Genomic DNA, 12,882 nt, shown 5'->3' with positions numbered 1-12,882 from the left:
TAATTATTAAAAATTTGAGGGGTAAAGGGATGACTGCCAAGCCAAAAGTAAATAATAAATCTAAAAATAAATACAAGAATGAATTAATTGAAAAAAGAAGAAAAAAAGTAAGAATAAAAAGATATATTACGATTATAATAATTTTAATATCTTTAGCAGTTACTTTATGTTTAAAGCTTTCTTATTTTAATATTAAAGATATACAAATTTCAAATAATAGAAATATAAGTTCAGAAGAAATAAAAAAATTGTCCCAAATTAATTTGGGGGAAAATATATTTTACTTAAATTTAAAAAAAAGTAGAACTAGTATACTATCTAATCCGTATATATTAAATGTAGAGATTAAGAGAAAACTTCCAAATAAGATAAATATACATGTTGAAGAAAGAACAGCAGTGTTTTATGTAAATAAGGATAATAAATATTGGGTTATTGATAAAAATGGAATTGTTTTAGAAGAGAAAAACTCTGTAAATGGAATGAAATTGCTTAAATTAATTGGATATGAAGGAAAACAATATAAGCTTGGAGAAGTATTAGATGATAGTAATCAAAGAAAAATTAAGCTTATAAATGATATTACAGAGTTGATAAGAAATTTTAAAGATGGAATTCCTGAACCTTCTATAGTAGATATTAAGGACTTAACAGATATAAAAATGTATTATGGAAATATGATGGTTAAAATTGGGACAAGTGATAAATTACAAGAAAAAATTAATAAAGCTATAAATATTCTATTAGATAATAAGCTAATTGATAAAAAAGGGTATATAGATGTGAGTTTTAAAGGAAACCCTGTATTTTTAGTTGAAAATTAGGAGGACCTACTATGAAAAAAATGCGTTCACAGATTTCTGTAGGAATAGTATGTATTTTATTAGGTTTTATGATTACCTATCAGTTAAAGTCAATTGCTAGTCAGCGAAAGAGTTCTGAGCAAGATACTAATGTTGCACAGATTACGCTTGAAATTGAACAATTGAAAAAGCAAAAAGAAGGAATGGAGAAAAAAATAAATGAACTTCAAACTCAAATAAAAAATTATGAAGGTGCTGCAGCTAGTAATGATGAATTGACAAAAGAAATAGTTAAAAAACTAGAAGATACTAGAATTCTTACAGGAAGTATAGATGTTCAAGGAGAAGGTGTGACGTTGTATATAACACCCCAAAATACTATTTTTAATCCTAATGCTGAGACATCAACAATAGTTGATACTGATTTGCTTAGAATTATAAATGAACTAAAGGCTGCAGATGCTGAAGCTATATCAATTAATGATATTAGAATTACTTCAAGAACAGGTATAAGAAATGCAAGTAATTATATTACAATAAATGAGGAAAGAATATCTCCATATAAGCGTATTACAATAAAAGCCATAGGAAACAAAGCAAAGCTAAAAGCTGCGCTAGAATTTCCAGGAGTGCTTGATGTTGGATTTGAAGGTTGTGATATAAAATATGATTTTACAGATGAGATAGAAGTTAATAAGTATGATAAGAGCTTAAAGTTCGAATATGCTAAGCCTATAAAAAAATAACTCGAGGTGTTTTAAATGATTATATTCATTGGATTGCTAATTGGAACTATTATAGGAATGTTTTGGGATATAAGTATTCCCCTGAAATTTTCACCATATTTGTCTGTTGCAATTTTTGCGTGTTTAGATTCTGTATTTGGAGCTATAAAAGCATCAATTGATAAAAGATTTAGAACAGATATATTTATTTCAGGTTTTTTTGGAAATGCTGTTTTAGCAGCAGCACTTACATACCTTGGTGATAAATTGGGGATGCCTATATATTTAGCTGCTGTTATTGTATTTGGTGAAAGAATATTTAATAATTTTGCAGCAGTAAGAAGATTATTATTGGAAAAAGCAAAGTCACATTAATGAGGTGAGTAAATGAAAACAAATGAAGCAACAATATTTGTTTTTATTGCTTCTATAATTATAGGGGTATTAATTTCATCAAATATGAATTTGAAGAAAATAAATAATAAAGTGTTTTTGACTCCAACAGAGTACCAAGAAGCATATGATTATGTTAATAAGTTAAATAAAGATATTTCAAATTTGCAAGAAACATACTATAAAGAACGTAAAAAATTAGAGAAATATCTTGAAAATCAAAATGATAAATTTCAGATTATAAGAGAAATGAATAAAGAGATTTTCAATAATGAAATGACTTTAGGCAATATTGATGTAGAGGGACAAGGAATAGTAATAAAGTTAAAAGATGCTAGTAGTGATTTTTCAGGAAATGTAGAAGATGCTATTGACCAAAAAGCAGGGATTATACATGATAATGATATCATTAATCTAGTTAATGAGCTTAAAAATGCTGGAGCAGAAGTTATATCTATAAATGGTCAGAGGATTATTGATAAATCAGATATTTTCTGTTGGGGAGCATTTATTGAGTTAGATGGAATAAAAATACCAGCTCCATTTAATATAAAAGTAATTGGAAACAAAGACAAAATATATAGTTACATGACATCTGACATGGGGTATTTGACTTATTTAAAATTAAGAGGTATAGATGTAAATATAATTAAGTCAGACAAAATAAAAATTTTAGCTAATGAAGGAAAAATAGAATATAAATATATGACAGAGGTTAAAAAAGATAATACTAAATAATATTTATAAGGGGTAGATAATGGTGTGTATAGCAGAGAATATTAACAAAATTAAAAATGAAATATCTGATGATATTACACTTATTTCTGTTTCAAAAACTAGAACCATTGAAGAGCTTGAAGAAGCTTATCAAGCTGGAGCTAGAGATTTTGGAGAAAATAAAGTTCAAGAATTTACAGAGAAAGTTGAAAAATTTCATTCTGATGTAAGATGGCATTTAATTGGACATCTACAAAGGAATAAAGTAAAATATATTGTAGGTAAAGTATATTTAATACATTCATTAGATAATATTAAACTTTTAGAAGAAATTGAAAAGAAATATGCTGCCAAAGGGCAGATTGCCAATGTTTTAATTCAGATAAATATAGGACGTGATCCTAATAAGTCAGGTATATTAGAAGAAAATCTAGAAGAACTAATAAGTGCTTGTGAAAAGTGTAGTAGTGTGAAGGTTAAAGGAATTATGACAGTAATTCCTAAAGGAGATGAAGAGAGCTGTAGAAAATACTTTGCAAAAATGAAAAGAATCTATGATGATTTAGCTAAAAAACAGTATTCTAATGTTAGAATGGAATATCTTTCAATGGGTATGACTGGAGATTATAAAATAGCTATTTCAGAGGGAGCAAATATGGTAAGAATAGGTGAAGGTATATTTGGAAAGAGAATGTATAAAAATATTTAGGAGGGATATAAAATGGCTGGCAAAATGATAAATAAAGTTATGGATTTTTTAGGATTGGAAGATGAAGTAGATGAGATAGAAGAAATGGAAAATGCTGCTTCTTTAGAAGAAGAACAGCCTATAGATAATATTTTTGATTCATCTAAACATAAAATACAAAATAATAAAGTTGTAAGTATTCATGCAGCAACAAGTGCAAAAATTATAATACTTAAACCTACTGATTATGATCAAGCTATAGAAATTTGCGATAATTTAAGAAATAGAAAGATTATAGTAGTAAATATGACTACCCTTGAGTCTAAAATTGCTCAAAGACTTTTAGATTTTATGGCTGGAGCTAGTTATGCTCTTTCAGGTTCTCTTGAAGAAATAGAGAAAGCAGTATATATATTATCTCCATCAAATGTTGAAATATCAAATGAATTGAAAAGTGAACTTTCAAGTAAAGGATTAATAAATTGGGGTAAATAAGATTGGAGGATAAAATGATACTTATTCTTAGAAGTGCATTTAATTTATTATTTGACCTTTTAGAACTTTTAATAATAGTTGATATAGTCCTTTCATGGATTTATAGAGGCAGAAATACAATAACTGAAACAATACATATTTTTACGGAGCCTTTTTTATCACCAGGAAGAAAAATACAGGAAAGACTTATTCCTGGACTGCCTGTAGATTTATCACCTATACTTGCTTTATTTATTATTGGAGCATTAAGAAATATTGTTAGTATAGTTTTAAGGATTTTATAAAGTATGAATAAAAAAGAATTTTTAGCTAATATTGATTTTGAAGATAAGGTTGCTTTGTCTAATATTTATGATAAAATTGCACTTAGCATAAAAATTAATAAATCCTTATATTTAAACGAATTTTATCCACCAAGTATATGGAATGCATTAAAAAATATAAGCGATTTATTAGAATGTAATATAGGGAGCTTTGGTGTATTTGAGGAAAGTGAAAGAAGAATCATAGCAATTTTACCACTATATGAAGATGAAGATTTTCATAAATATCCAGTAGAATTGATTAAAATTAATAATAAATCATCTTTTTCAAAATTAGGGCATTCTGATTTTTTAGGAGCGTTAATGTCACTAGGCATTAAAAGAGAAAAATTTGGGGACTTGATTGTTGAAGACCAAAGTTGTTATATTCCTGTTTTTAACGAAGTTTGTTATTATGTAAAGGAAAATTTGAGTAAGATTGGGAGAGCTCCTTGCAGTATTGAAATACTAGACCGTAGTTCATGTGTTATTCCTCAATACAAATTCGAAGAGAAAAATATAATTGTTACTTCCATGAGAAGTGATTGTGTTATTTCAGCTTTATGTAACATATCAAGAAGTGCATCTGTGGATATGATTAATAAAGGAAAAGTTCTTACAGATTATCAAAGAATAAATAATAAAAATCAGTGTATTAGAGAAGGAACTATTATTGCTGTGAGAGGATATGGGAAGTTTAAAATTTTAGAAGTGATAGGAAAGACCCAAAAACAAAGGTCGAAAGTAAAAATAAAAAAATACATATGAGTATGGGGTGGTTAATTTGATAATAACATCAATGGACATAAACAATAAAGAATTTAAAAAATCCCTTAGAGGTTACGATTGTGATGAAGTTGATGAATTTTTAGATAAAATTGCTGAGGATTATGAAACTTTATATAAGGAAAATTCAGGTTTGAAAGAAAAATTAGAGTTGTCAGAAGAAAGAATAAAACATTATTCAAAAATAGAATCTACAATTCAAAACACTCTATTATTAGCACAAAATGCTGCAGAGCAAGCAAGAGAATCAGCTCAGTCTGAGGCTGATTTAATAATAAAAAAGGCAAATGACTCTGCACAAAAAATAATTGATAAAGCGCATAATGATGTTGTGAAAATTAATGATGACTATGAAAGATTAAAACAAGAATTTTTAAAATTTAGAGCTAAATTTAAAAATTTTATGAATGCTCAAGTAGAGACTTTTAATAGTTTAGAAGGGGATTTTATTAAAAATTATAATGTAGGAAGTACCGTTGAGGTATCTGAGATTCCTGTTAAAGCTAAAGAAATTGAGAATGAAGAACCAGTTACACAAGAATATGCTGATAATGATTTAGATTTAATTAAAAGCTTTTTTGCTAAAGAAGATTAGTATATATCTCACTCATTGAGTGAGATTTTTTAATTTATTGATAAGTACAGCGTTGTTGACAATAAAAAAGTATTACTGTATTCTTATATAAGCATAGAAATATTGTATATTTTGATAAATTTTTATTTGTGAAAGGAGAAAAAATATGGATATTGGAATTATAGGTGCAATGGATGAAGAAATAGAAATCTTATTAAAGAATATTAAAATAAGTAAAAAAGAAATTAAAGCAGGAATGCAATTCAATATAGGAACTTTATGGGATAAAGAAGTAGTAGTAGTAAGAAGTGGTATAGGTAAAGTTAATGCAGCAGTTTGTACGCAAATTTTGATTGATGATTATAAAGCTGATAAAATTATAAATGTTGGTGTAGCTGGTGGAATTGGTGAAAACATATATCCTGGAGATGTTGTAATTGCTGATAGTTTAGTACAACACGATATAGATACATCTGTTTTCGGAGATAAACTTGGACAAATCCCTAGATTGGAAGCTTTTGACTTTAAATGCGATGAGGAATTAGTAAAGCTTGCAAAAAATGCTTGCGAGAAAAACACAAATTATAATAGTTTTGTGGGAAGAATAGTATCGGGAGATCAATTTATTGCAAGTTTAGAAAAGATAAATTGGTTAAAAGAAGAATTTGATGCTATAGGTTGTGAAATGGAAGGTGGAAGTATAGCTCAAGTATGCTATCTAAATAATGTGCCTTTTGTTATAATAAGATCAATTTCTGATAATGCTAGTAATGGTGCTCACATTGATTATGAAAAATTTATACCTATCGCTGTTGAAAATTCTACAAATATATTAAAGAGCATGATAGAGGCTATGTAGGTGAGAAATAAATGGAAAAATTACTTGTAGATAAAGTTTATGGAGAATCAATAAAGGTAAAAGTAAAAGATATTATTATAGGTGGAAAGGAAAAAGTTATAATTTCTGGACCATGTGCAATAGAAAGCTATGAAAGCTTGCTTTCTATTGCTAAGGAATTAAAAAAAATAGGTGTACACATCTTAAGAGGTGGTGCATATAAGCCTAGAACTTCTCCTTATAGTTTTCAAGGACTTGAAGAGGAAGGGCTTAAGATAATTAGTCAAGTTGGTAAGGAAGTAGATTTACCTGTTATTACAGAGATAATGGATACTAGAGATGTAGAAAAGGCTGGTAACTATACTGATATTATTCAAATTGGTTCTAGAAATATGTATAACTACAGCCTTTTGAAAGAAGTTGGAAAAACTAAAATTCCCATATTATTAAAAAGAGGAATGAGTGCTACTTTAGAAGAATGGTTGTATGCAGCGGAATATATAATGGCAGAAGGGAATCAGAATGTTATATTATGTGAAAGAGGAATAAGAACCTTTGAAACATATACCAGAAATACCTTGGATTTAAATTTGGTTGCAGCAATTAAAGAAAAATATAGACTTCCTATAATTGTTGATCCAAGTCATGGTACAGGACTTAGAGAGTTGGTACCTAAAATGTCTATATCTGCTATTTGTGCTGGTGCAGATGGACTTGAAATTGAAAGTCATATAAATCCAGAAAAAGCTATATCAGATGCTAGACAGACTATATCAATTCCTCAATTAGTAAAAATAATGGAAGATGTAAAGAAATTTACTATGTATTTTTAGTAAAAATTTTTTGTGTAATAAAAAAGTTATCTTTAGAAAAAATAAATAATAGACCTCATGTGTTTAAGTAAGAAGAAATTATTTAAATGTAAGAAGGAGTTGTTATTTATGGATAAAGATAAAATGATGAATTATAAAAATAGACTTATTAAAGAAAAAAATAAAGTGGAAGCTTTATTGACTCAAATGAAGGAAAATGAGGTAATAGATTCAAACAGTGAGATGTCTCAAGAACTATCTTTTTATGATAATCATCCATCTGATACTGCAACAGAATTATTTGATAAAGAAAAGGGAATTGCCTTAAAGAAAAATGAAATGGATATTTTAAATAAAATAGATATAGCCATAAGATCTGTAGATAATGGTAACTATGGAAAATGCAGAGTATGTGGAAAAGATATTACAGAGGAAAGATTGAATTTTATTCCTTATACACAGTACTGTATAGAGTGTAAAAAAGAGCAAAACAGTAAAAATATAGATGATATATATAATAGACCAAGTGAAGAAGCAGCTTTAGGAAGTCCTTTTCGATATAAACATCATAGAAATAACGTAGAGTTTGATGCAGAAGATAGTTATCAAACTGTTGAAAACTTTAATAAAATGAGAAAAGTATATGATTATGGTGATTATGAGTATGAAGATGAGGATGAGGTCGGATATGTTGAAGGTGTTGAAAAAATAAGTAATGCTCAATATAAACAACAGTTACCAGATTAATACAGAGTTTAAAGCAAGTTATAGATAACAAATTTCAAAAATTAAATTTGTTATAAGTTAAAAAAGAAAAGATTAAGATTATTTTCAGTTTATATAGAAAATGCATAATATCTTTTCTTTTTTACTACTATATACAAATTATTTGGGGGGATAATATGGAGTTCCTAGTTATAATTATAGGAATTTTTCTTGATAGAGTTACGAAGAATTGGGCTTTAAATATCCTTAAAGATGGTAGTGATATTGAAATAATAAAGAATTTTTTTACATTTCAATATTTAGAAAATAAAGGGGCTGCCTTTGGAATATTTCAAGGTAAAATACTATTATTAACTATAGTAACTTTAGCCGTTTTAATAGGTATGATATTTTATTTATTTAAATATAAGCCTAAGTCAAAAGCACTTAGAATAAGTTTTGCTTTGATTATTAGTGGAGCATTAGGTAACCTATATGATAGAGTTATACATAAATATGTAATTGACTTTATAATGCTGCATTATAAGAATGTATATTACTTTCCAACTTTTAATGTAGCGGATATATTAGTTGTAGTTGGAACAATAATTTTAGCTATTTGCATATTAAAGGAAGAGGAATAATGAATTTAAAAGAATTTATAATAGATGAAAATTCAGTAAATTGTAGATTAGATGTATATTTATCACAAGTTTTTGAAGGTAAATCAAGATCGTATATACAGAAACTTATTGAAAATGAAAACGTAATAGTAAATGATAAAAATAAAAAATCAAATTATAAATTAAAAATTTATGATAAAATAACTGTAAATATTCCTGAATTAGAAGAACTTGTTGTACAACCAGAGAATATACCTTTAGATATATTGTATGAGGATAGTGATTTAATCGTTATAAATAAGCCTCAGGGAATTGTTGTACATCCTGCACCAGGAAATTATACAGGAACTTTGGTAAATGCACTTTTATATCACTGTAAAGATTTATCAGGGATAAATGGAGTTATTAGACCTGGTATTGTTCACAGAATAGATAAAGATACCTCAGGGATTTTAGTTATAGCTAAAAATGATAATTCTCACAGAAAATTAGCAGAGCAGTTAAAAGATCATTCTATGACGAGAGAATATATTGCACTTACTGAGGGAGTAATTAAGGAAGAAAGTGGGGCAGTTGATAAACCCCTTGCAAGACATCCTAGAGAAAGAATAAAAATGGCTATAGTTAGTGGTGGAAAGAGAGCTGTAACTCATTATGAAGTGATAGAAAGATTTGAGAGAAATACTTTAGTAAAATGTATACTGGAAACTGGAAGGACTCATCAAATAAGAGTACATATGGGCTATCTTGGACATCCTTTAGTTGGAGATCCTGTTTATGGATATAAAAAGCAGAAATTTAGATTGAATGGTCAAATGCTTCATGCAAAAAAATTAGGGTTTATACATCCTTCTACTGAAAAGTATCTTGAATTTGAATCTGAACTTCCAGAATATTTCGTAGAAGTACTTACAAAACTTAGAAAATAATTTATTATGTATCTAAGAGGGGAGGAATAAAATAATGGAATTTAAATCAGTACTTTTAGATGACAAAGCTATAAAGAGAACTTTGAAAAGAATATCCCACGAAATTATTGAAAAAAACAAGGGAGTTGAGGATATTGTATTGGTAGGAATACAAAGGAGAGGTGTTCCTATAGCTCACAGAATAGCAAAACTTATAGGAGAGTTTGAAGGTGAGAGTGTTCAAGTTGGATGCGTAGATATTACTCTTTACAGAGATGATTTAACAGAATTAGGAGAGCAGCCAGTAGTTAATAATGAACATATTGGAATTGATGTAAAAAATAAAAAAATAATATTAGTAGATGATGTGCTTTATACAGGAAGAACTGTAAGAGCTGCTATGGAAGCTATTATTGAACATGGTAGACCTGCAAATATACAGTTAGCTGTACTTGTTGATAGAGGGCATAGAGAACTTCCAATAAGAGCAGATTATGTTGGGAAAAATGTTCCTACTTCAAGTAAAGAAATAATATCTGTTAATGTTGAAGAATTGGATAAAGAAGATTCCGTTGTGATTTATGAAGTTTAATTTAATTCAATAAAATTTTATGATATTACCAAATAAAATCCCCTATTTTATGATAGGGGATTTTATTTGGTAATTATTTATTATTAATTTCTTTTAATTTTGGTTCTTCAGGAGTTATATATAGGGTTTGATTAGTATAATATATTACCATACCAGGTTTCGCACCACTTGGTTTTTTTACGTTTTTTATTTCTGTATAATCTACAGGTACTTTAGATGATTGCTGGCCTTTACTATAATAAGCAGCTAAATTTGCAGCTTCCATTAATGTTCTATCAGGAATTTCACCAGAGTTTCTAATAATAACGTGTGAGCCTGGTATTTCTTTTGTGTGGAGCCATATGTCATGTTTATTGGCAAATTTTAAAGTTAGATTGTCATTTTGTATATTATTTTTACCGACGTATATATCAAATCCATCACTAGATATAAAGTGCAAAGGTTTTAGAGCTTTAGATTTTTTCGTTTTACGAGACTTTTTAAACTTGATGTAATTTGTCTCTATCAGTTCTTTTTTTATTTCTTCTATTTCATCATAGCTATTGGCATTTTTTATATTTGTTAGTACAGAATATAGATAGTTCAATTCATCTGTATTTTGTTCTAACTGTTCATGTGCGGCTTCTTCTGATTTTTTTAGTTTATTATATTTTTTATAGTATGATTGAACATTTTGTGAAGGAGTTTTATTTTCATCAAGTTTAATTTTTATATTTTCTCCTTTTTCACTATAATAATTTAAAACTTCAATTTCTTTCATACCTTTTTCTAATGCATATATATTGGCTGTTATAAGTTCACCATAAAGTTTGACTTTTTCTTTATCTTCACATTTTTTCAAAGTGTTATTTAATATTTTTGCTTTTTTTATACATCTATTTATGTTATTATTAACAATTTTTTGAAGATCAGAACTTTTAGCTTTCAATCTATCAAGTTTATCTTTTGTAAAATAGAAGCTTTCTAGTAGTGTTGATGGAGAAACGTAAGAGGTTTTAGTGTATTTACCCATACTTTTTAAGTCGAAGCAATAAAAATCTATCAACGAATTATCATTTTTGTATGAAAAGTACTCAAATTTCTTTAAATTTATTTTGTTAAAAATATTTTTACAATAATCTATTATATTATTAAATGATTCTGTATTTAGTGTAATATTAGCTAAGTTTAAATTAAAAGCTAATTCTTTTGAAAGCGTTTTACTTATTCCTGTAAAAAGCATAAGGAACATATTTTCATTTAAGTCAATATTATTTTCATTAATATAATTTTCAGCTTCACCAAAAGAAAAATTAAAAGGATTTAACTTAGTGGATTTTGGAGGATAAACATATTTAATTCCAGGGAAAGTACTTCTATAACTATTAACATCTGGAGTAATATGTTTAATACTATCCATTATTATTCCATCTCTTTCACGTACTAAAGTTATATTACTATGTCTACCCATTATTTCAATTACTAGAGAATATATACTATCAAAGCCTAACTCATCTCTACTTTCAAAGGTTAGAACTACTATTCTATCGTTATTTATTTGATTAATGTCTATAATTCTTGAATTTGTTAAGTATTTTCTGAGTACCATACAAAACATTGGAGCTTTTAATGGATTAGGCTTATTTGTTTCTGTTAAATGTATTCTAGGGTAGTTTGAACTTGCACTAATTAGCAGTTTGATAAGTTTTCTTCCTTGACGAATGTTTAGTATTATTTCATCCTTTTCAGGCTGATTTACTTTATCTACTTTTCCATTGATTATAGTATCTTTTAATTCATGTATGATGCTGTATAAAAATATTCCGTCTAATGCCATGGTATCATCCTTTCTTTTATATAAACATATATTTATAGTATATTATTTACTAGTGTAATAATCAATAATAATGAAAAGCGTTATATTGACTATATGATATATTTAAAGTAATATGTTACTAATATAGTAAAATATATTAGGAGTATGATTGGGGGCAAAATATATGAAGTTTACTAAAATGCAAGGTACAGGAAATGATTTTATAGTTATAGAGGATTTTGAAGAAATATTAAAGGGAAAAGAACAGGAGATAGCAAAAAAACTTTGCCATAGACGTTATGGAATAGGTGGAGATGGAATATTAATAGTTCGAAAGAGTGAAATTGCTGATATACAGATGGTTATATTTAATGCTGATGGTTCTTATGCAGAAATGTGTGGAAATGGCATAAGATGTTTTGCAAAATATGTTTATCATAAAGGAATAATTGATAAAAAAATTGTAAAGATTGAGACTGGTGATGGAGTTAAAATTGCTTATTTAGATATAGAAGGTAATGAAGTTAAAGGAATAACCATAAATATGGGAAATTATTCTTATAAACCTGAGGATTTTGGTGCTGATGTTAAGGAAGAAATTATTGAAAAGAAGATTAGTGTAAAGGATAGGGAATATAAGATTACATCAATGCTTATGGGTGTACCTCATACGGTCGTTATGGGGAATTTAGAGCAATATAGTGTAGAAGAAGGAAATGGTATTGAAAAACATCATTTATTTAAACAAGGAACTAATGTGAATTTTTGTGAAGTTACAGACAACAATTTAATTAAAGTTAAAACTTGGGAAAGAGGAGCAGGGCCAACATTAGCATGTGGAACGGGAAGTTGTGCATCTGTTATTTGTTGTAATCATTTAGGATTCACAGAATCTAAAGTTAAGGTAATTGTTCCAGGAGGGGAACTTTTAATACAAATTACGGATGACGGTGTATTAATGACTGGACCTGCGGAAATAGTCTTTAATGGAGAAATATTAATATAAAAAGAGTAAAAAATCTTATTCGAGATTATTTGAATAAGATTTTTTTATTTTTTGAAAAAAAGTGATTAAATAATTTAAAAGTGATAAAAATATTAAAATGATATGGTAAAAAATGTTTAT

General features: G+C 27.5%; 17 protein-coding genes. 16 read left to right on the top strand and 1 reads right to left on the bottom strand.

Features of this window, described 5'->3' with window-relative positions:
- The first annotated feature begins 29 nt into the window (after window positions 1–29).
- From OXH55_RS06900 to pyrR, 15 genes are all read left to right on the top strand, one after another.
- Window positions 30–824, top strand: coding sequence for a cell division protein FtsQ/DivIB (locus tag OXH55_RS06900; protein ID WP_268049097.1), 795 nt, complete (start codon window positions 30–32; stop codon window positions 822–824).
- 11 nt (window positions 825–835) lie between these two features.
- Window positions 836–1,549 (top strand): DUF881 domain-containing protein, encoded by a 714-nt coding sequence (locus OXH55_RS06895; RefSeq protein WP_268049096.1) that lies wholly within the window; start codon window positions 836–838, stop codon window positions 1,547–1,549.
- Window positions 1,550–1,564: 15 nt separating this feature from the next.
- On the top strand, window positions 1,565–1,903 hold the full coding sequence (locus tag OXH55_RS06890; RefSeq protein ID WP_268049095.1) for a small basic family protein: 339 nt from the start codon (window positions 1,565–1,567) through the stop codon (window positions 1,901–1,903).
- A 12-nt stretch (window positions 1,904–1,915) separates the two neighbouring features.
- Complete coding sequence (locus OXH55_RS06885; RefSeq protein WP_268049094.1) at window positions 1,916–2,659, top strand: DUF881 domain-containing protein; 744 nt, start codon at window positions 1,916–1,918, stop codon at window positions 2,657–2,659.
- Window positions 2,660–2,681: 22 nt separating this feature from the next.
- Window positions 2,682–3,347, top strand: a complete 666-nt coding sequence (locus OXH55_RS06880) for a YggS family pyridoxal phosphate-dependent enzyme (protein WP_268049637.1) — start codon at window positions 2,682–2,684, stop codon at window positions 3,345–3,347.
- Window positions 3,348–3,359: 12 nt separating this feature from the next.
- On the top strand, window positions 3,360–3,821 hold the full coding sequence (locus OXH55_RS06875; protein WP_268049093.1) for a cell division protein SepF: 462 nt from the start codon (window positions 3,360–3,362) through the stop codon (window positions 3,819–3,821).
- A gap of 2 nt (window positions 3,822–3,823) precedes the next feature.
- Window positions 3,824–4,105, top strand: coding sequence for a YggT family protein (locus OXH55_RS06870; protein WP_268049092.1), 282 nt, complete (start codon window positions 3,824–3,826; stop codon window positions 4,103–4,105).
- A gap of 3 nt (window positions 4,106–4,108) precedes the next feature.
- Window positions 4,109–4,891: a YlmH family RNA-binding protein gene (locus tag OXH55_RS06865; protein ID WP_268049091.1), complete on the top strand. Its 783-nt coding sequence runs from the start codon at window positions 4,109–4,111 to the stop codon at window positions 4,889–4,891.
- Window positions 4,892–4,907: 16 nt separating this feature from the next.
- The gene (locus OXH55_RS06860; protein WP_268049090.1) at window positions 4,908–5,504 is read left to right on the top strand and encodes a DivIVA domain-containing protein; all 597 of its coding nucleotides are present in this window, start codon (window positions 4,908–4,910) and stop codon (window positions 5,502–5,504) included.
- Window positions 5,505–5,649: 145 nt separating this feature from the next.
- Window positions 5,650–6,342, top strand: coding sequence for a 5'-methylthioadenosine/adenosylhomocysteine nucleosidase (locus OXH55_RS06855; protein ID WP_268049089.1), 693 nt, complete (start codon window positions 5,650–5,652; stop codon window positions 6,340–6,342).
- 11 nt (window positions 6,343–6,353) lie between these two features.
- Window positions 6,354–7,154 carry a 3-deoxy-7-phosphoheptulonate synthase gene (aroF, locus tag OXH55_RS06850; protein ID WP_268049088.1) on the top strand — a complete coding sequence of 267 codons (801 nt, stop codon included), beginning with the start codon at window positions 6,354–6,356 and terminating at the stop codon, window positions 7,152–7,154.
- A 108-nt stretch (window positions 7,155–7,262) separates the two neighbouring features.
- Window positions 7,263–7,880: a TraR/DksA C4-type zinc finger protein gene (locus OXH55_RS06845; RefSeq protein WP_268049087.1), complete on the top strand. Its 618-nt coding sequence runs from the start codon at window positions 7,263–7,265 to the stop codon at window positions 7,878–7,880.
- A 155-nt stretch (window positions 7,881–8,035) separates the two neighbouring features.
- Window positions 8,036–8,482: a signal peptidase II gene (gene lspA / locus OXH55_RS06840; RefSeq protein WP_268049086.1), complete on the top strand. Its 447-nt coding sequence runs from the start codon at window positions 8,036–8,038 to the stop codon at window positions 8,480–8,482.
- Entirely contained in the window at window positions 8,482–9,390 is a 909-nt protein-coding gene (locus OXH55_RS06835) for an RluA family pseudouridine synthase (RefSeq protein ID WP_268049085.1), read from the top strand. Before lspA ends, OXH55_RS06835 begins: the two co-directional genes overlap by 1 nt.
- 34 nt (window positions 9,391–9,424) lie before the next feature.
- Complete coding sequence (gene pyrR / locus OXH55_RS06830; RefSeq protein WP_268049084.1) at window positions 9,425–9,961, top strand: bifunctional pyr operon transcriptional regulator/uracil phosphoribosyltransferase PyrR; 537 nt, start codon at window positions 9,425–9,427, stop codon at window positions 9,959–9,961.
- Window positions 9,962–10,034: 73 nt separating this feature from the next.
- Here the strand turns inward: pyrR and OXH55_RS06825 are convergent, their stop codons facing one another.
- Window positions 10,035–11,777, bottom strand: a complete 1,743-nt coding sequence (locus tag OXH55_RS06825; protein ID WP_268049083.1) for an Rqc2 family fibronectin-binding protein — start codon at window positions 11,775–11,777, stop codon at window positions 10,035–10,037.
- Window positions 11,778–11,940: 163 nt separating this feature from the next.
- Between OXH55_RS06825 and dapF the strand changes: the two genes are divergently transcribed.
- On the top strand, window positions 11,941–12,762 hold the full coding sequence (dapF, locus tag OXH55_RS06820) for a diaminopimelate epimerase (protein ID WP_268049082.1): 822 nt from the start codon (window positions 11,941–11,943) through the stop codon (window positions 12,760–12,762).
- Window positions 12,763–12,882 lie beyond the last annotated feature (120 nt).

This window comes from Clostridium ganghwense (assembly GCF_026735165.1).
Lineage (GTDB): Bacteria > Bacillota > Clostridia > Clostridiales > Clostridiaceae > Clostridium_H > Clostridium_H ganghwense.
The sequence above is the reverse complement of the archived record's forward strand: the minus strand, read 5'-3'. Positions and strand labels throughout refer to the sequence as shown.